This window comes from Nocardiopsis prasina DSM 43845 (assembly GCF_000341265.1).
In the GTDB taxonomy this organism is placed as follows: Bacteria; Actinomycetota; Actinomycetes; order Streptosporangiales; family Streptosporangiaceae; genus Nocardiopsis; species Nocardiopsis prasina.
Genome location: NZ_ANAE01000135.1, coordinates 17,009 through 35,297, shown reverse-complemented (window position 1 = coordinate 35,297; position 18,289 = coordinate 17,009). Strand labels below are relative to the sequence as shown.

The 18,289-nt window shown below is 71.0% G+C and carries 15 protein-coding genes; 7 read left to right on the top strand and 8 right to left on the bottom strand.

Annotated features, from left to right (window positions below; translation table 11 throughout):
• Nucleotides 1-30: 30 nt before the first annotated feature.
• On the bottom strand, nt 31-684 hold the full coding sequence (locus D452_RS0114905; RefSeq protein ID WP_017544954.1) for a cyclase family protein: 654 nt from the start codon (nt 682-684) through the stop codon (nt 31-33).
• A gap of 249 nt (nt 685-933) precedes the next feature.
• On the opposite strand from D452_RS0114905, the gene D452_RS0114900 reads away from it, so the two are divergent.
• The 5 genes from D452_RS0114900 to D452_RS0114880 all read left to right on the top strand — a co-directional run bounded on the left by D452_RS0114900 (nt 934) and on the right by D452_RS0114880 (nt 7,971).
• The gene (locus tag D452_RS0114900; protein ID WP_017544953.1) at nt 934-1,614 is read left to right on the top strand and encodes a lysophospholipid acyltransferase family protein; all 681 of its coding nucleotides are present in this window, start codon (nt 934-936) and stop codon (nt 1,612-1,614) included.
• A gap of 278 nt (nt 1,615-1,892) precedes the next feature.
• The gene (locus D452_RS0114895) at nt 1,893-3,239 is read left to right on the top strand and encodes an FAD-dependent oxidoreductase (protein WP_017544952.1); all 1,347 of its coding nucleotides are present in this window, start codon (nt 1,893-1,895) and stop codon (nt 3,237-3,239) included.
• Nucleotides 3,240-3,811: 572 nt separating this feature from the next.
• Nucleotides 3,812-6,697: a penicillin-binding transpeptidase domain-containing protein gene (locus D452_RS0114890; RefSeq protein WP_239646394.1), complete on the top strand. Its 2,886-nt coding sequence runs from the start codon at nt 3,812-3,814 to the stop codon at nt 6,695-6,697.
• A 567-nt stretch (nt 6,698-7,264) separates the two neighbouring features.
• Nucleotides 7,265-7,558, top strand: a complete 294-nt coding sequence (locus tag D452_RS0114885; protein ID WP_017544951.1) for a hypothetical protein — start codon at nt 7,265-7,267, stop codon at nt 7,556-7,558.
• A gap of 164 nt (nt 7,559-7,722) precedes the next feature.
• Nucleotides 7,723-7,971: a hypothetical protein gene (locus D452_RS0114880; RefSeq protein ID WP_110048765.1), complete on the top strand. Its 249-nt coding sequence runs from the start codon at nt 7,723-7,725 to the stop codon at nt 7,969-7,971.
• 94 nt (nt 7,972-8,065) lie between these two features.
• Here the strand turns inward: D452_RS0114880 and D452_RS0114875 are convergent, their stop codons facing one another.
• From D452_RS0114875 to D452_RS0114850, 6 genes are all read right to left on the bottom strand, one after another.
• Nucleotides 8,066-8,392 carry a DUF3040 domain-containing protein gene (locus D452_RS0114875; RefSeq protein WP_040693867.1) on the bottom strand — a complete coding sequence of 109 codons (327 nt, stop codon included), beginning with the start codon at nt 8,390-8,392 and terminating at the stop codon, nt 8,066-8,068.
• Nucleotides 8,393-8,610: 218 nt separating this feature from the next.
• Nucleotides 8,611-9,699 carry an ABC transporter ATP-binding protein gene (locus D452_RS0114870; protein WP_017544948.1) on the bottom strand — a complete coding sequence of 363 codons (1,089 nt, stop codon included), beginning with the start codon at nt 9,697-9,699 and terminating at the stop codon, nt 8,611-8,613.
• On the bottom strand, nt 9,696-10,505 hold the full coding sequence (locus D452_RS0114865; RefSeq protein WP_017544947.1) for an ABC transporter permease: 810 nt from the start codon (nt 10,503-10,505) through the stop codon (nt 9,696-9,698). The genes D452_RS0114870 and D452_RS0114865 overlap by 4 nt, the downstream gene beginning before the upstream one ends.
• A 44-nt stretch (nt 10,506-10,549) precedes the next feature.
• Nucleotides 10,550-11,401: a molybdate ABC transporter substrate-binding protein gene (gene modA / locus D452_RS0114860; RefSeq protein WP_017544946.1), complete on the bottom strand. Its 852-nt coding sequence runs from the start codon at nt 11,399-11,401 to the stop codon at nt 10,550-10,552.
• Complete coding sequence (locus D452_RS0114855; RefSeq protein WP_017544945.1) at nt 11,394-11,795, bottom strand: TOBE domain-containing protein; 402 nt, start codon at nt 11,793-11,795, stop codon at nt 11,394-11,396. Before D452_RS0114855 ends, modA begins: the two co-directional genes overlap by 8 nt.
• 203 nt (nt 11,796-11,998) lie before the next feature.
• The gene (locus D452_RS0114850; protein WP_017544944.1) at nt 11,999-13,633 is read right to left on the bottom strand and encodes a glycoside hydrolase family 10 protein; all 1,635 of its coding nucleotides are present in this window, start codon (nt 13,631-13,633) and stop codon (nt 11,999-12,001) included.
• Between the two features lie 319 nt (nt 13,634-13,952).
• Here D452_RS0114850 and D452_RS0114845 point away from each other — a divergent pair, with 319 nt between their 5' ends.
• Together D452_RS0114845 and D452_RS0114840 are read left to right on the top strand one after the other, a co-directional pair.
• Entirely contained in the window at nt 13,953-15,269 is a 1,317-nt protein-coding gene (locus D452_RS0114845) for an isochorismate synthase (RefSeq protein WP_017544943.1), read from the top strand.
• A 163-nt stretch (nt 15,270-15,432) separates the two neighbouring features.
• Nucleotides 15,433-15,882, top strand: a complete 450-nt coding sequence (locus D452_RS0114840) for a GNAT family N-acetyltransferase (protein WP_017544942.1) — start codon at nt 15,433-15,435, stop codon at nt 15,880-15,882.
• Between the two features lie 102 nt (nt 15,883-15,984).
• Here D452_RS0114840 and D452_RS0114835 read toward each other — a convergent pair whose 3' ends face one another.
• Nucleotides 15,985-18,003, bottom strand: coding sequence for a PhoX family protein (locus D452_RS0114835; RefSeq protein WP_017544941.1), 2,019 nt, complete (start codon nt 18,001-18,003; stop codon nt 15,985-15,987).
• Nucleotides 18,004-18,289: the final 286 nt, after the last annotated feature.

Below are 18,289 nucleotides of genomic sequence, written 5' to 3'. Positions count from 1 at the left end.
GGGTGTTACCAACCTCCATGATCAGTACACCTAGGAGACCACCGCGAAGGCCCGGACCGGGAACGCGGCCACCCCCCTCACCTTGGCGGGGACCGCGTGGAACCGGAACCCCTCCTCCGGCAGCTGGTCGAGGAGGCACAGGTGGGTGACGATGGGGACCCCCGCAGCCAGGAGGGCGGCCTGGGCGGGGCGCGCGCCCTCGGTGTGGGGGGCGGTGTCGTCGACGCTGACCGAGTCGATGCCGACCAGGGTCGCGCCGGACTCCACCAGGGCCTTGGCGGCGGTCTCGGTCAGGTGCGGGTGCTCGAACGCGCCGTAGGCCTCGGTGCGCCAGTGCCGGTCCCAGCCGGTGCGGACCAGGACGGCCCGGCCGCGCAGGTCGAGTCCGGCGAAGGCCTCGGGGCCGATCTGGTGGCCCTCGGTCACTGTGACCACCACTCCGGGGAGGTCGGCGACGCGTTCCAGGTCGAGGTCGGCGGGGTCGGCCCCGTCCCGGTAGCGGTGGGCGGGGATCTCGACGTGGGTGCCGGTCGCTCCCACCATGTTGACGCGGCCGCTGCTGTCACCGTGTCCGGGGACGGCCCCCGCGACGGTGGTGCTCTCCTCGATCGCCGGTCGCGGCAGGCCGGGACCGGTGTTCATCCCGTCGGTGATCTGGTGGCTGACATCGACCAGTTTCGCCATGGCTGTCTTCCTCGTTCGCGTCCGGAGGGGACCTCCGACCTGGATCAGAGGTCTAGACCATCAGCCTAGCGCGCGTGTCCCAGGTCACGGCAGTGTTCCACGGCACCGACTTCGGCGGACCTGGCCCCGGCGGCCCGTCGGCAACCCGGATAAGCTCTGGTGGCGCGGTCGTGGGCGGCCGACTCCCCTCGAGCCCGCACACCCGCGTTTCCCACGCGTACTCCGCGACCCACCGAGAAGGGGCTACCTGTGTCACCGTACGGAGCGGCCAAGGCCGTCGTCGCACCCGTCACCCGTGTGGTGTGGCCCCAGAAGGTGGAGGGCGCGCACCTGGTGCCGGAGAGCGGCCCGGTGATCCTGGCCGCCAACCACCTGTCGAACATCGACCCGCTCTTCCTCGGGCTCGCCTGCCCCCGGCAGGTGCGCTTCATCGCGAAGAAGGAACTCTTCAACGAGAGCACGTTCTTCCGGAGACTGCTCTCCCGCGCCCTGAAGATGCTGGGGCCGGTCTCAGTGGACCGCCGTCCGGGGCAGAGCTCCCAGGAGGCGATGAACAACAGCGTGGAGGTCATCAAGGGCGGCGAGGTGTTCGGCATCTTCCCCGAGGGCTCGCGCTCCCCCGACGGTCGCCTGTACAAGGGACAGACCGGTCTGGCGTGGCTCGCGCTGAGCACGGGGGCTCCGGTGGTCCCGGTCGCGCTCACGGGAACGCAGCGCATCCTTCCCCCCGGCCGCAAGCTCCCGTCGTTCAATCGCGTGGGAGTGCGTTTCGGGGAGCCGGTCGACCTGTCACCCTGGGAGGGCGGGGCTGACAGGGCCAGGTCGCGCCGCGAGGCGACGGACGCGATCATGGGCGCGATCGCCAAGCTGTCCGGCCAGGAGCAGATCTCCCGGTACGCTGCCTCCGTCAAGGCGGAGCTGGAACAGTGACCTTCCCCACAGTCCCCACGGGGCTGAATCCTCCTTGACGAGGCGTTGACCCCAGACTGAAGGCCCTTTCGGCGAGGCCGGACCCGGCCTCCCGCCTGGATCGCGGCCACGGGGCGGCGGTCCGGAGCCTTCCCCCCTCCCTGGCGGGGTGAGAAGAATTCCCTACCCTTATAGTAGGTTTTTCCGGTGGTGACATCGGATAGATTAGGCAAGCCTTACCTATGGCGTCCGACCCTGGCGCGAAGACTTGGAGCTGTGCGATGACGCGACCACTGCGAGTGGGAATCGTTGGTGCGGGCCCCGCGGGAATCTACGCCGCGGACCTGCTCACCAAGGACGAGACCCTGTCCTCGTGCGGCACGTCCGTCAGCATCGACATCCTCGACAAGCTGCCCTCCCCCTACGGCCTGGTCCGCTACGGCGTGGCCCCGGACCACCCCCGCATCAAGCAGATCCAGGGGGCCCTCCACAAGATCCTCGACAAGCCGGAGATCACCTTCTACGGCAACGTCGAGTACGGCGTGGACCTCAAGCTGGAGGACCTGCGCCACCACTACGACGCGGTCATCTTCGCCACCGGCAGCGACCGCGACCGCCCCCTGGACATCCCCGGCGTGGACCTGCCCGGGAGCCACGGCGCCGCCGACTTCGTCTTCTGGTACGACTCCCACCCCGACGTCGCCCCGTCCTGGCACGTCGACGGCACCAGCGTCGCCGTGATCGGCGCGGGCAACGTGGCCGTGGACGTCGCGCGCATCCTGGCCAAGGACGCCGACGACCTGCTGTCCACCGACATCACCGACAACGTCTACGAGGGTCTGCGCGCCAAGCAGATCACCGACGTGCACGTGTTCGCCCGCCGGGGCATCGCCCAGTGCAAGGCCACCCCGATGGAACTGCGCGAGCTGGACAAGCAGCCCGGCGTCGAGGTCCTCGTGTACGCCGAGGACTTCGAGATGGACGAGGGCAGCCTCCGGGCCTGCGACGAGTCCAACCAGGTCAAGACCAACGTCAAGGTCCTCCAGAACTGGGCGATCCGCGACGAGCGCGGTGCCGAGCGCCGCCTGCACCTGCACTTCCTGCACTCCCCCGTGGAGATCCTCGGCGAGGACCGGGTGTCCGGCATCCGCACCGAGCGCATGGAACTGACCGGCGACGGCAACGTCAAGGGCACGGGCGAGTACGTGGACACCGAGGTCCAGGCCGTCTACCGGGCCATCGGCTACCTGGGCTCGCCCCTGACCGACCTGCCCTTCGACGAGGAGCGGGGGGTCGTCCCCAACTCCGAGGGCCGGGTCCTGGACCTGGACGACCGGCACGTGGACGGCGTGTACGCCACCGGTTGGATCAAGCGCGGCCCGGTCGGCCTCATCGGCCACACCAAGGGCGACGCCCTGGAGACCGTCACCAACCTCGTCGCCGACCGCGAGGCCTTCACCCCGGCCGCCGAGCCGGACCCGGTGGCCTTCGAGTCGCTGCTCGCCGAGCGCGGTGTCGAGTTCACCACCTGGGAGGGCTGGAAGCGCATCGAGGCCCGCGAGGAGGAGCTGGGCGCCGAGCGCGGACGCAAGCGCCTCAAGCTGCTCACCCGTCAGGAACAGACCAGCGTCGCACGCCAGGCGTAGCCGCGTGTGAGCTTCCCGGCCGGTCCCGTACCCCTTTGCGGGACCGGCCCTTCGTCTTTCCCCGATCCGGCCCGTGTGTCACCGTGAGATTGCGCATGGAGCTCTCCCCGGGTTCGTGGAACAACTCCTCGGACGTATGGGTTAGAGTCACTGTTGGTCGGTGTGGTAGCAAGTGTCCCCCGGGCCTCAACTATTGCCTTCGCGGAATACCGTGTCCGACACCCGCCCCTCGCGGGTGGGCTGATCGGACGGTCAGGAGCCCCGTTGTGCCCCGCGCCGAGAGGCGACCGCCATGCCGACCTCATCCTCGTGCCCCGCTCCCACCGAGGTGGGAGCGGGGCATCGTGGTATCTCCAGGAAAACGCAACGAAGGACGGTCAGGCGTGGACGAACGGTCCCCCCGGCAGCCGGATTCCTCCGGGCCGCCCGAGGATTCGGACGGTACAGAGGCGCGTCGACCGCGCCCGGAGAATCCCTACCGCATTCCGGCACGACCCTCAGGTGCCCGCCCCTCGGACACCGGGAACTTCGGGTTCGAGCACCCTCGCCCGGCTGACCCCCCGGCGCCGCCGGTGTCGGAGCCGAGCGCGCCCGCGGAGTCGTGGGGCGCCGACGCCGGCCAGTACGGCGGCGAGGCCTCCGATGGTGACGACGGGACGGACGACTCCTGGGGCGCCCCGTACCGGGGTTCGCGGCAGGAGTCCGAGCCGGAGTCAGCGCCCGCCGCTCCGGAGCCCCATGAGCCGTGGGGCTCCCCCAGCGCGCCGAGGTCCTCGGCGGAGAGCTGGGACGCACCGTCCGAGTCGCGGGCCCCCTCCGATTCCCCGACCGTCTCCGAGACCTGGGGCACCACCCCCGAGCCCTCGTCCGACGGTTGGGACGCCCCCGCCGCCGCCTCGGAGACGTCCCGGTCCTCCTCGGAGAGCTGGACCGGATCGGCCGATCCGCAGGAGTCGTGGGGCACGCCCGTCGCTCCGCAGGCCTCTGAGAGCTGGGGTTCGACCCCGGAGCCGCAGGCCGCACGGGACGAGTGGAACACCCCCTCGGGACCGCAGGCACCAGCCGACAGCTGGGGGTCCGCCTCGGAACCGCAGTCCCCGCAGTACAGCTGGAACAACCCCTCCGGACCACAGACCCCGGCGAACAGCTGGGGCACTCCGGCCACTCCGCAGGCCTCCGAAAGCTGGGGTTCGACCCCGGAGCCGCAGGCCGCACGGGACGAGTGGAACACCCCCTCGGAACCGCAGGCACCGGCCGACAGCTGGAATTCCCCTTCACAGGCCTCCGGACCGGGCTGGGGGTCCGCCTCGGAACCGCAGTCCCCGCAGTACAGCTGGAACAACCCCTCCGGACCACAGACCCCGGCGAACAGCTGGGGCACGCCCGTCCCGCCCCCGGGTTCTCAGGAGCGCCCGAACCCCTCCGGGGAGGAGCCCTACGAACCGTGGGGCACCCCGGTCGCGCCCAGGCCGCAGGACACACCCGGGCACGCACCCGAGGACGGGTGGGCCCAGACGGCCCAGGGGCACGAGAGTGTCGGGGCCGCCCACGAGGCATGGCAGACCCCGTACGCGGGTCAGCCCGCCTACCAGGGCGACACCCCCTATCCGGGTTCCGCCCCGGAGCCGTCCGCCGGGTCCGAGGGCCGGGAGCGGGACGGCCGGGGAGAAGGCTACGAGTACCTCTACGGCGGAGCGGGCCAGGACGGTCCCGGTGGACCCGAGGGGCCGAAGGGTCCCGGTGGTCCGGACGACTACGACGCTTACGACGACTACGACCCGGGGCCGCCGCCCCGGAAGTCCCGGCGCGGGCTCGTCATCGGTGTGGTGGCGACCGTGGTCGTGCTGGCCCTGGTCGGCGCGGGCGCCGGTTGGTACGTGTACACGCTGCCCCAGCCCGAGGAGGCCACGACCGAGTTCGAGGCCGCCTGGGAGGAGCAGGACTTCGCCCGTCTGGCCGCCGTCACCACCGGCGACGACGCTGAGGCGATCCTCGGCGGGATCGACTCCGGCCTGGGAGTGGACGGTGTCGACGTCGAGGTCGGTTCCCCCACCACGGACAGCGGCACCGGCAGCGCCCCCTACGAGGTGACGCTCTCGCTGACCAACGCCAGTGACTTCGGTTGGGAGGGCGAGCTCCCGCTGCTGCGCGAGGACGGCGAGTGGCTGGTCGAGTTCTCCCCCGAGGTCGCCTACCCCGGGCTGGGTGAGGGCCAGACCCTGACCCGCACGGCGGTGTGGGGCGAGCGCGGCCAGGTCCTGGCCGCCGACGGCACCCGTCTGGACGCCGCGGACGTCTCCGGTTCGATCCAGATGATCGTGGGCGAGCTGGGCGAGGCCGACGAGGAGGACGTCGAGCGGCTGGGTCCGGCCTACAAGGTCGGCGACACCGTCGGTAAAACCGGCCTCCAGCGCACCTACGAGGAGCGGCTGGCCGGTGAGGCCGCCGCGACCATCGTGATGGTGGACGCCGCCGAGATCGAGGACGGCCAGGCTCCGGAGGTCACCGAGGAGAACACCGTCGCGTCCCTGGACGGCTCCGACGGCGAGTCCGTCACCACGAGTTTCGACATGGGTGTCCAGAGCGCGGCCGCCAACGCGATCATCGACGCGGACGACCCCGCCGGTCTGGTGGCGATCCGTCCCTCCAGCGGTGAGATCCTGGCGGCGGTGAACGTGCCGGGCGGCTTCAACCGGGCCTTCGAGGGGCAGTACCCGCCGGGTTCGTCCTTCAAGATCGTCACCTACAGCGCACTCCTGGACAACGGTCTGTCGGTGGACGCCTCCATGGACTGTCCGGAGGAGTACGAGCTGGGCGGGTGGCCGTTCCGCAACGCGGGCGGCGCCGAGTACGGGCAGCAGTCGGTGACCGAGGCCTTCGCGACCTCCTGCAACACCGCCCTGGTGCACGAGATCGGCCAGGTCCTGAGCCCGGAGACCCTCCAGGCCAGTGCCGAGCAGTTCGGGATGAACGCCCCGCTGGACATCGGTGTGAGCACCCAGGAGCCGAGCTTCCCGGCCGTGGACAGCACCACCATGATGGGCGCCCAGGGCATCGGCCAGGGTCAGATCCTCACCTCGCCGCTGCACATGGCCACGGTGCCCGCCGCCGTCGCGGACGGTGCGTGGCGGCAGCCGGTGCTGGTCACCGAGCCCGCCCGGGACGACCTGCGCGAGCCGCAGACCATCGGCAACGCCGAGGCCCTGCGCCCGATGATGCGCGAGGTGATCACGGACGGCACGGCCAAGGACGCCGGCTTCCAGGGCGAGGTGTTCGGCAAGACCGGCTCCGCCGAGTTCGGGACCGCCGACGACGCCGACGAGGACGACGAGCTGCCCACCCACGCGTGGATGGTCGGTTACAAGGGCGACGTGGCCTTCGCCCTCGTGGTGGAGGGCGGTGGCGGCGGTGGGTCGGTCGCCGGTCCGCTGGCCGCCAAGTTCACCAACGCGCTCTAGGCGCACGCAGGGAAGACAGAGGCCCCGTCCGGATCACTCCGGGCGGGGCCTCTCGCATGGACGTAGTACGACAAGCCGCCCGAGGGTTCGTGCATACGCCTATGACCGACACCCATGAGACAAGACGGCTATATTTCGATCACGACCGAGATCGAACTCATTTCAGAAATTGCACGAATTCTCCCGGAAGAAATTCCGGGGAGGATTTTTACTGGATCCGAGTAAACGGAACGGCACCCTCGCGCGTAGCGACCCTCGCGCACCGGTCGGGACCGGCATATATTTCCGACATAGCCGCCCCGGACATTGGGCATACCCACCAGCATCCCCCACCAGAGCGGGAATCCCAAGCACGGAAACGCGGTCCCACGGCAACTTTCCAGTCACGCCCACCACTTTTTCGTTTAAGAAATTACCGAGAATTCAGCGATTGATCGGCCGACCCAGCGGACATCTAAACAGCGGGAGCCGGACACCAGCTTCCCGGAACGAAACAAGAGTGACCGGACCGGAGTCCAACCAAAGGGGCGGATTCCCGGACCGATCGCACTGAGAGGAAATCAGACGATGAACCGCAAGACCGTGACCCGTATCGCCTTCGCCGCCGTCATCGCCCCCGCCCTCGCCTTCGGAGCTCCTGCGGTGGCCATGGCCGACACCTTCTACGGTGCCGGTGGCAGCTACGCCGGCCCCAAGGGCGCCGGCCAGGGCGGCGTCTTCTCCGCCGCCAAGTCGGGCCACGGCCACGGCCACGGGCACGACCACGACCACAAGGGTCCCAGCACCATCTACATCAAGGGCTTCGAGACCGCTGGCCCGTGGGGCGCCGCCCAGGGTGGCGTCATCAGCGGCACCAACTAGCCGACGAGGCGGTGTTCGACGGGCGGTGACCGTCACGGCCGGAGCCCGGGGGGCACCGGGTGACGCGCCGGGGTGAGTGCCCGCCGAACACACCCCAGCAGTGTCGAGGGGCCGGCGCGCGGAGCGTCGGCCCCTCTCCGGTACTCAGACGAAGGACAGCACCCATGGCCCATTCACGTCGCATGATGACCACAGCGGTCCTGGCGCTGGGGTTCGCCCTGGGCACACCCGCGCTCGCCGCCGCCGACTCGTTCTTCCACAGCGAGGACTCCTGGGCCGGTCCCGAGGGCGCCTCCCACACCGTGACGCGCAGCGTCGCCAGGGACGACGGTTCCGTCTACTTCGTGACGGTCACCATCACCGCGGGGCCCGACGGGGCGACGGTGTCCCATGTCCGCAGCGCGGCTCGCTGAGCGCGGCAGCGCCGGACGACGGCCGGTGGTCCCTCCCGGGGCCACCGGCCGTCGTCGTCCTCCCTCTGCTCCGAACCCCGTGGGGCGCGGGTGGTCAGTCGGCGGGTGCGGGTACGCGGTCCACGGTGCCGCCCTCCGGTGCCGGATCGGCTCCCTGTGAGGTCTCGGCTGGGCGTGGTGTGTCCTCCGGCTGCGGTGCGCTCGGCGTGAGCACGAACAGCAGGACGAGCAGCCCGGCGGTGACCGCGGCGATCAGTCCGCAGGCGACCCAGGGCTTCCAACTACGCAACCCGGGGTCGATGGGGGCGTCGGGATCATCGCTCCCGAACGCCTCGAGGCGGCCGGCCAGTGCCGGAGCCTCTTCGCTGAGTTGTCGCTCTATTTCCGCGAGGATGCGTCGTTCGTGCTCTCGCAGGGACATGAAACCCTCCTCGGCCACTGAGGGAAGGACTGTCGTCACCGGATGTCCTAGAGTCTCCCCCGGGTGGCGTCCGGATATCCAAGGCTTCACGGTAATTCCGTACCGTTTTTTCACTGTTGAGTACCAATGGGATGGTTTGTTTCATGATGTGAGAACCGGGTTTCGCGCCCGGAAAGGCAGAGTGCGCCGCCACGAGGCCCCACCGGACGGGCAGCCGCTCAGCCCGGATAGCACTCCACCTCGGTGGCCTTGACCCCCGCCCAGACCGTGTCGCCCCGTGACAGCCCCAGCTCGGCCAGGGCCGCGGGGGTGATGTCCGCCGCCAGGGACAGCGGCCCCGTCAGGTGAACGCGGACCTGGTCGCCGAAGCGTTCGATTCCCTCCACCGTCAGGCGCCACACGTTGCGGGTACTGCCATGGGGGTGCTCCGGGTACAGGGCCACGGCGCGCGGCGGGAAGGCCACCAGGGCGGGCCCCTCATACGGTTCACGCGGTGTCACCCGCGCGACCTCGTCCGCGCCGTCCTTCCCCGGGGCGCTGTCCAGGGCCACCGTCTCCCCCTCGCCCCGCCCCTGGAAGAGGTTGAGTCCCACCAGGCGTGCCACGTAGGAGGTGCGCGGACGCCGGGCCACCTCGGCGGGTGCGCCGCGCTGCACGACGCGGCCGGACTCGACCACCGCGATGCGGTCGGCCAGCACCATGGCGTCCAGCGGGTCGTGGGTGACCAGCACGGTCACGCCGTCGAAGTCCTCCAGCAGGTGGCGCAGGCGGGCCCGGACGTCGATCCGGGTGCTGGCGTCCAGCGCCGCCATCGGTTCGTCCAGCAGCAGCAGGCGCGGTCGGACCGCGAGGGCGCGGGCCAGCGCCACCCGCTGTGCCTGGCCCCCGGACAACTGCCGGGGCCGGGAGTGGGCGTGGGCGGCCAGATCCATGTGATCGAGCAGTTCGGCGGCGCGTGAACGTGCCTCCGCCCTGCTGGAGCCCTGGCAGCGCGGGCCGAAGGCGACGTTGTCCAGGGCGCTCAGGTGCTCGAAGAGCAGGTAGTCCTGGAAGACCATGCCGATGGGCCGGTGTTCGACGGCGGTGGTGGTCTCGTCGGCGCCGTCCACTCGCACGTGGCCGCCGGTGAGCGGGACCAGCCCGGCCAGGGCCCGCAGGGCGGACGACTTGCCCGCCCCGTTGGGGCCGAGCAGGGCGATGATCTCCCCGGGCCGGGCGCTCAGGGCCACGTCCAGGGTGAAGTCGCCGCGCGTCAGGCGCAGTTCGGCGTCGAGTCCGGCGGTGGGGGCCGGGGTGGTGGGCCTCACGAGGCGTTCACCCACCTTTCGCGCAGGGTGGCCAGGACCACCAGGGACACCAGGAGCAGGACCAGGCTGAGCACGATGGCGGCCTCGGGGTCGCGTTGCATGGCCATGTACACGGCCAGCGGCATCGTCTGGGTGGTGCCGGGGAAGTTCCCGGCGAAGGTGATGGTCGCGCCGAACTCGCCCAGGGCGCGCGCCCAGCAGAGCACGGCCCCCGCACCGATGCCGGGCAGCACCATCGGCAGGGTGACACGGGTGAAGACGGTGACACGGTCGGCGCCGAGGGTGGCGGCGGCCTCCTCGTAGCGCCGGTCCGCGCCGCGCAGCGCCCCCTCCACGCTGATCACGAGGAAGGGCATGGCCACGAACACCTGCGCGATGACCACCGCGGCGGGGGTGAAGGGCAGGGTGAGCCCGAACCATGCGTCCAGGTACTGGCCCACCAGGCCGTTGCGGCCCAGGACCAGCAGCAGGGCCACGCCGCCCACCACGGGCGGGATGACCAGGGGCACGGTCACCAGGGCACGGACGAACCGGCGTCCGGGGAACTCGGTGCGGGCGAGCAGCCAGGCCAGGGGCACACCGAGCAGGAGCGAGACGACGGTGGCCACGGTGGCGGTGGACAGCGACAGCCACAGGGCGGCGAGCACGGCGGGGTCAGTGACGCGGGCGCCCATGGTGGGCCAGGGCGCGCGGACGAGCATCCCGGCGAAGGGCAGGACGAGGAAGAGCACACCCGCGACGGCCGGAACGACCAGGATCCAGGGGACGCGCCCGGCCCGGGGGCGCCGGACCCGACCGCGCGGCACGGGTGTACGCGGTCGGCGCCGGGAGCGGTCGGGGGTCTGTGCGGTCACGGTGCGCCGAACCCCGCGCCTGTGAGGACCGCGGCGCCCTCGGCGGAGGTGACCGCCTCGATCCACGCGGCGGCGAGGGCGGAGTCGCCGGAGTTCGCCAGCACGCCGATCGGGTAGTCGTTCACGGCCTCCTCGGCCTCGGGGAACTCCAGCCCCTCGACCCGGCCCTCGGCGGAGATGACGTCCGTGGAGTAGACCAGACCCGCGTCCACCTCACCCAGCTCGACCTTGGTGAGGACGGCGCGGACGTCCTCCTCGTAGGTGACCGGGGTGATCTCCAGGCCGGAGGCGCCCACGGCGGTCGTGGTGGCGGCACCGCAGGGCACCTCCTCGGCGCAGAAGGCCGCCTGCACCCCGTCGCCCGCGAGGTCGGCCAGATCCCCGATTCCGGCGGGGTTGTCCGGCGGCACGGCGATGCGCAGGGTGTTGGTGGCGAAGACCAGGCCGTGTTCGCCGTGTTCTCCCGCCCAGTCGGCGTCCAGGCCCTCACCCTCCACCACCTGTTCCATGGTGGCGGTGTTGGCGGCGGCGAACACGTCGGCGGGCGCCCCGGCGTTGATCTGCTGGGCCAGCTCGCTGCTGCCGGCGAAGTTGAAGGTGACCGCGACGTCCGGGTGCCGCTCCTGGAAGTCGTCGGCGATCTCGGCGAACACGTCCGTAAGGGAGGCGGCGGCGAAGACGGTGAGTTCCCCGGAGAGGGCGTCCCCGAAGGTGTCGGCCCCGTCGCCGGGGCCGGTGTCCTCGGCTCCACAGGCGGTCAGCGCGACGCCGAGGGCGGCGACGGCGGCGAGCCCGGTGAGCGGCCGGTGGCCGCGACGCCCGGCTCGTCGGGGGGAGCTGTCACGCATGGTCTTCTCCGGTGGTCTCGATGATGACGTTGGTGGACTTCACGACGGCCGTGGCCACGGTCCCGACCTCCAGGCCGAGCTCGTCGGCGGCCTCACGGCTCATCAGGGAGACCACCCGGTGCGGTCCGGCCTGGATCTCGACGCTGGCCATGACCTGGTCGCGGATCACGTGGGTGACCAGGCCGTGGAAGCGGTTACGCGCCGAGGAGACGCGGCGGCCCGGGTCCTCGTCGGCCCCGGCCCGCATGAACGCGGCGAGTTCGGCCCCGTCCAGGTGGCGGCGCCCGGAGGGGTCGCGGGTGGCGGCCAGGCGGCCGGAGTCCACCCATCGGCGCACGGTGTCGGCGCTGACGCCGAGGAGGTCTGCGGCCTCGCTGATCTGGAAGGTCGGCATGGCAGTAGCCTACTACTCGCACTTACAAGCTTTTCACGGACTTTGGGCTAGCAAATCATAGCTTTATCCGGTGGATTCTGGCGAATGTGCCGGATGGAGCACGAGTGGGTGGAGTGCGCGGCTGAGCGTCGAGGCCCCGCCGGACACAGAACGGGCCCGCCCCCGTGTGGGGAGCGGGCCCGTCGGTCCTGCCGGGTCGGTTGTCAGCCGCGCGGGTCGGCGATCTCGCTGACCGGCCCCTCGGCCCGGTAGTCGTCCAGGGCGGTGACCACGTATCCGGCCCCGTCGTCCAGGGGCTCGGTGTCGCTCAGGCCGGGCTCACCGGTCATGCCGACCAGGTTCTCCGGTGCGAGCGCGGCACAGTAGGCCTCGTCGTCACCGGACTCCAGGGCCTGGGCGGCGTCGGCGGGCAGACGGTAGACCGCGTAGAAGCGGGCGTCCTCGATGGCCTGCCATTCCACCTCCACCTCGTCGTCGCCCTGGGCGGTGACACCGGTGGGCGCGCCGACCCGGGGGCCGTCGCCCTCGGGCGAGTCGATCACCGGGGGCAGCGCGGGCTGGGCGTAGTGGGACTCCTTGAGGTGGTCCACCGCGTCCGGGTTGTCGCGCATGCTCTTGATGGAGAAGTAGATATCGCCGGAGACCTGGTCGAGCTCACCCGAGTAGTCGAGCTGGGTACTCAGCGCGTCGTCGCCGGTCCAGCCGCTCTCCCCGAGCCGGTAGGCGCCCTGGCCCACGTACAGGTCCACGTCGGTGCCCTCGACCTCGTCGGCCCACCAGTCGGTCATGGCCTCGTAGTCGGCGGTGGAGAAGCCCCGCTCCCAGTACAGCTGGGGCGCGACGTAGTCCACGGTCCCCTCCTGGATCCAGGTGCGGGTGTCCGCGTACTGCGCGTCGTAGGACTGGAGGCCCGAGCTGGGCGAACCGGAGGAGTCCGTGCTGTCGTTGCGCCAGATGCCGAACGGGGAGACACCGAAGCTCACCCACGGCTTGGTCTCCTGGATCTGGCCGTGCACGTCACGCATCAGCTGGTCGACGTTGTCGCGCCGCCAGTCGGCCCGGTCGTCGAAGCCTCCGCCGTACTCCTCCCAGGTGGCGTCGTCGTCGAAGGTCGCGCCGTCCTGCGGGTACGGATAGAAGAAGTCGTCGAAGTGCATGCCGTCGACGTCGTAGCGCTCGACGACGTCCATGATGACGGAGGTGACCCACTCGCGGACCTCGGGGTTGCCCGGGTCCACGTAGGCCTCCTTGCCGAAGTCCACCAGCCAGTCGGGGTTCTGCTTGACGGGGTGGTCGTCGGTGAGGTTCTCGATGTCGGGGTCCTGGAGGCCGACCCGGTACGGGTTGAACCAGGCGTGCATCTCCAGGCCGCGCTTGTGCGCCTCCTCCACCGCGTACTCCAGCGGGTCGTAGCCCGGGTCCCCGCCCTGCTCGCCGGTGAGGTAGCGGGCCCACGGTTCGAGGTCGGAGTCGTACACGGCGTCGGCGGTGGGCCGGGCGTGCAGGAACACGGCGTTGAGGCCCATGTCGACGGACTCGTCGAGCCACTCGTCGAGTTCGGCCTTCTGCTCGTCGGCGGACAGGCCCGGTTCCGAGGGCCAGTCGATGTTGCGGACCGTGGTGAGCCAGGCGCCGCGCATCTCGCGCTTGTCGCCGTCGGTCCCGCACTGGGCGGGGGCGGCGATGCCCTCACCGCCGGGGACGGCGGCCTCGGCCCCCGTCTCGGGGGCGCCGTCCTTCGCGGAGCAACCGGCCAGCAGTGCCGTGGCCGCCGCTGCGGCCGCCGCCCACCGTGCTCCGGCGCGCGGAGTACTCACGTTCCGTGCCTTCGAACGCATCAACAACAGATCTCCTTCGGGAGGTCCGCGCGCCGCCGTCCCCTTGACGCCACGCCGCGAACCAGAGTAGAGCAAGATGTCAATTTTCGGACACGATTCGGGCAAGGTGTGGATAACGTCGCACAGGGTGCTCAACGGGAATGTTTTGCCAGGTCAACGAAGCACCGCCCCAGAAGCGCCTCCGGCCCGTCACACCCCCGTTCGGGCAAAGTTCGCCCCCGGTGCCTGGCCCGCGCCGAGGAGCGCTCCCGGCACGCATCGCCCCGACGGGGCCGACCCGGGACACAACGTCCCAGGCCAGGTCCTAGAATCGAGTCCCGTGAACGCCGTGCCGCACCCCCAGAAGCCGAGCCACCCGAACACCGACGCCAGGAAACTGTTCGTCCACACCGTCGCCCTGCGTGACCGCGTCGGCAGCAGTCTGGTGCGGCGCCTGCCCACCGGGGTCCCGCTCGCCTGGCTGACCGGAGACGACGGCGTCGTGGGCTGGGGCGAGGCCGCCCGGCTGGAGTGCGCACCGCTGCCGGAGGGCACCGAGCCCACCGACACCACCCGGTTCGACGAGGCGGCACGCTGGTTCGACGCCCTGCTGGAGCACGCCGAGGTCGAGGACGAGGTCGAGCTGCCCGGCACGGGACTGGTCACCTTCGGCACGTTCACGTTCGCCCCCACCTCGGCCGGTTCGACACTGATCGTGCCGCGCGTGGTCGTGGGCCGCCGCGAGGGCCGCACCTGGTTGACCACCGTGACCGACGAGCCCGGCGCCCACCCCGAGGAGCTGCTGCGCCCCAACTCGGCTCCGCGGCCGGTCGGGCCGGTGCGGTGGCGCCCCGGGTCCCTGACCCGCGAGGAGTGGATGGGCGCGGTGGCCGGAACGGTCGAGCGCATCCGCGCCGGTGAACTGGAGAAGGCCGTGCTGGCCCGGGACTCCTTCGCCGACGCCGAAGCCCCTGTCGACGTCCGGGTGCTGTTGGAGAGACTGCGCACCCGCTTCCCCGCCTGCTTCACCTTCTCCGTCGGCGGCATGGTCGGCGCGACCCCCGAACTCCTGCTGCGCAGGGAGGGCGACCAGCTCACCTCGCTGGTCCTGGCCGGAACCCGCCCCCGTGGCGAGGACCCCGAGTCCGACCAGCGCCTGGGTCAGGAGATGCTGGCCTCCGCCAAGGACATCGAGGAGCACGGGCTGGCCGTGGACTCGCTGCGCGACGCCCTGGAACCCCTCGCCGAGGAGCTGGTGGTCCCCGCGTGGCCGCACCTGCTCAAACTCGCCAACGTGCAGCACCTGGCCACCCGCGCGCACGCCCGCCTCTCCACCGGGGTGTCCGCCCTGGACGCGGTGGCGGCACTGCACCCCACGGCCGCGGTGGGCGGCACCCCCACCGCGACGGCGATGCGCCTCATCGCCGAGGTGGAGGGCATGGACCGGGGCGGGTACGCCGGACCGGTGGGCTGGCTGGACGGCGCGGGCAACTCCGAGTGGGGTATCGCGCTGCGCTGCGCCCACGTGGACGGCGCCCACGCTCGCCTGTACGCGGGCGGTGGGATCGTGGCGGGTTCGGACCCGGCGTCGGAGGTGGCCGAGGCCGAGTCGAAGTTCCGCGTGATGCGTGAGGCCCTCACGGACCCCGAAGGCTGAGAGTCCGGGTCCCCGGGCGGCCTCCGAAGGTCCTTCCGGAAGCCGGAGGCCGGCCCCGGGGCACTGACCGCACACCCCTCCCGCGAGGCGGGGTGTCACCGCGCTCCAGGGGCGCGGTCCACGGCTTCACACACGGGAAACACGGTTGCGGCAGGCTCACTGCATGAACATCGAACTGGTCCCCTGGGACGACCCCGACGCCGCGGCGCTCCGCGCGTGTCAGCGGCGGGAGATCGCCGAACGCTACGCGTCCCCGGACTCGGAGCCGGGTACCCCGCCCTCCGCTGAGGACATCGCCGTGTTCGCGGTGGTGCGCGACGACGAGGACACCGCCGTGGGCTGCGGTGGGCTCAGGGACCTGGGAGAGGGGTTCGGCGAGGTCAAACGCATGTACGTGGTGCCGGAGAGCCGGGGTTCGGGCGCGGCCTCCACCCTCCTTCACGCCCTTGAGGACTGGGCCCGCGACCGGGGCTGGACGTGCCTGCGACTGGAGACCGGTGAGCGCCAGCCGGACGCGGTGCGCTTCTACACGAAGGCGGGCTATGGTCCCGTTCCGCCCTTCGGTGCCTACGCGGACGCGCCCGGAGCGCTCTGTTTCGAGCGGGTCCTGTGACCACATGACCGGTGGCACGGAGACCGGCCCCGGTTCCTCCCCCACGACGGAGGGAACCGGGGCCGGTGGTTCGGTCCGGAGCGTCACGGCCCCGGGCAGTGGTCAACTGCCGATGTCGCGGCCGCCCTTGTGCCAGGCGCAGACGACGGACGGGCGCGGGAAGTCCCCGTCCGGCCAGAAGCTGGTCGGCTGTTCGACCGTGCCGTTCTCGCCCGGGTGCTGCGGGGCGAGGAAGACGGTCTTCTGGTCGTCGGTGATGAGCGGACCGCAGGTCTCGGCCTCGACCGGGACGGTGGCGAAGGTGCGCAGCTCGCCGCGGAAGCGCCCCTCGACCGGGACCACGTGCAGGGCGTCGTTGATCCCCAGGCTGCCCGGCTGGCCGTCGGTGGAGATCCACAGGTTGCCGTGCTTGTCGAAGGCCACGTTGTCGGGCGCGGAGATCGGCATCACCTTGGACTTGTCGTACCCGGCGAAGTAGGTGGACTCGTCCTCGGGATCACCGCAGACGATCGGAACGACCCAGGTGAACGTGGTGGACGCGGAGTCCGAACCGTCCTCGATGATCTCCAGGATGTGCCCGAACTTGTTGGGGCCGCGCGGATTGGGCTCGTCGGCCTGGCCGGGCTCTCGCGCGCTGTTGTTGGTCAGCGCGCAGTAGACCTTGCCGGTCACCGGACTGGGCTCGAAGTCCTCGGGACGGTCCATCTTCGTGGGGCCGACCCTGTCGGCGGCCAGGCGGGTGTGGATCAGCACCTGCGCCACCGTGAAGCCCTCGACGAAGCTCTCGGTGTCGGTGCACAGCGGGATCCACTCGCCGGTGCCGTCGAACTCACCGTCCGAGGGCAGCGCGCCGGTGCCGTCGATCTCCTCCTCGGGACTGTTGCCCTCCAGGCGTGCGACGTAGAGCGTGCCGGAGTCGAGCAGCGTCATGTTGTGTCTGCGGGAGCCCTCGACGTACTTCTTGGCGCTGACGAACTTGTAGATGTAGTCGAAGCGCTCGTCGTCACCCATGTACGCGGCGACTCGGCCGTCCTCGGTGAGGTTGACGTTGGCGCCCTCGTGCTTGAAGCGGCCCAGCATGGTGCGCTTGGCGGGGATGGAGTCGGGGTCGTGCGGGTCGATCTCCACGATGTAGCCGAAGCGGTGCGCCTCGTTGGGATGCCTGCCCAGGTCGAAGCGCTCGTCCACGCGGTCCCACCGGCGACCGTCGCGGCCGGTGGAGAAGCCGTAGCGGGCGTAGGGCTCGGTGTCGGGGGCGGCGACGAAGTACTGGTTGTAGTTCTCCTCGCCACTGAGGATGGTGCCCCAGGGGGTCGTGCCGCCCGCGCAGTTGTTGAGCATGCCCAGGACCCGTGTGCCCTCGGGGTCGGCCTCGGTGCGCAGCAGCTCGTCCCCGGCGGCGGGGCCGGTGAGCCGGAACTCCGTGTCGAGGGTGACGCGCCGGTTGAAGGGCCGCTCGCCGTCGGCGAGCACCCACTGGCCGGTGTCGTCCACCCGGTCCAGCTCCACCACGGAACCGCCGTGGGCGGCCATCGCCACGCGGATCCACTCGGGGTCGGCGTCCGCGCCACCGGAGTACCCGCGGAACATCAGTTCCTCGTTGGTGTACTCGTGGTTGACCCAGAGCAGCCCGCTGTCGTCGCCCAGAGGCAGGAAGCCGACGTAGTCGCAGTTGTAGCCGAACTGCCGGGCCTGAGCCTCGGCGGTCTGGTTGTCGAAGTCGAACTCCGGGGCGTCGGGCAGCACCGGGTCGCCCCAGCGGACGATCACGTGGTGGTCGTAGCCCTCGGGGACGGTGACCGCGTCGCGGTTGTTGGGCTGGACGCTCCTGAAGGTGGGGCGGGGCGAGGGGTGCGGGCGGTCGGGTCCTCTGTCCGCCGACGCGGGGCTCAGCGCCGCCAGACCGAGGGCGCTGGCTCCGGCGCCCACCGCCGCTCCCTTGAGCGCGGTGCGCCGCGAGAGCACGCCCTGGAAGATGTCACCGAAGTACGCGTTGTCGCTCCTGTTGGGAGCGGGATGGAAGCAGGCGTTGCCGCACCGGTACTCGCAGGTCTTGGGGGATCGTCCTCCTCCGACTCCAAGCAGGGGCAGGAGGCGGCGGCGGGGCGCGGATGGGGTCACACGTTCTCCTCGGGGATCGTGATCGCTCACACGCCCCCGTGCGGCTGCGGGGTGCCGCTCAGCGGCGCGCCAGCGATCGTGCAGGAGGTCCTGCCTGGTCGCTCACGACCTTGGCCGAGGTTTCACACGCCGTGGTGAAACCCGGGTGAACGCGCCGACAACTCCCCCGACACGGCCGGGTGCATCACTCTGCAAAGTCGTACGAACACGCTCCGTCGGACCTTTGTGGTGATCCTCGCCTACCCACTCGATCACGTCCAGAAGCCTCGCCCAGGTGGGAGTGTCC

Excerpts from the sequence above, each read along its gene's own strand:
- D452_RS0114905 (WP_017544954.1), bottom strand. The coding sequence starts at position 684 with ATGGCGAAACTGGTCGATGTCAGCCACCAGATCACCGACGGGATGAAC.
- D452_RS0114885 (WP_017544951.1), top strand. The coding sequence starts at position 7,265 with ATGAACCGCAAGACCGTGACCCGTATCGCCTTCGCCGCCGTCATCGCC.
- D452_RS0114880 (WP_110048765.1), top strand. The coding sequence starts at position 7,723 with ATGGCCCATTCACGTCGCATGATGACCACAGCGGTCCTGGCGCTGGGG.
- D452_RS0114875 (WP_040693867.1), bottom strand. The coding sequence starts at position 8,392 with ATGTCCCTGCGAGAGCACGAACGACGCATCCTCGCGGAAATAGAGCGA.
- modA (WP_017544946.1), bottom strand. The coding sequence starts at position 11,401 with ATGCGTGACAGCTCCCCCCGACGAGCCGGGCGTCGCGGCCACCGGCCG.
- D452_RS0114855 (WP_017544945.1), bottom strand. The coding sequence starts at position 11,795 with ATGCCGACCTTCCAGATCAGCGAGGCCGCAGACCTCCTCGGCGTCAGC.
- D452_RS0114850 (WP_017544944.1), bottom strand. The coding sequence starts at position 13,633 with ATGCGTTCGAAGGCACGGAACGTGAGTACTCCGCGCGCCGGAGCACGG.
- D452_RS0114840 (WP_017544942.1), top strand. The coding sequence starts at position 15,433 with ATGAACATCGAACTGGTCCCCTGGGACGACCCCGACGCCGCGGCGCTC.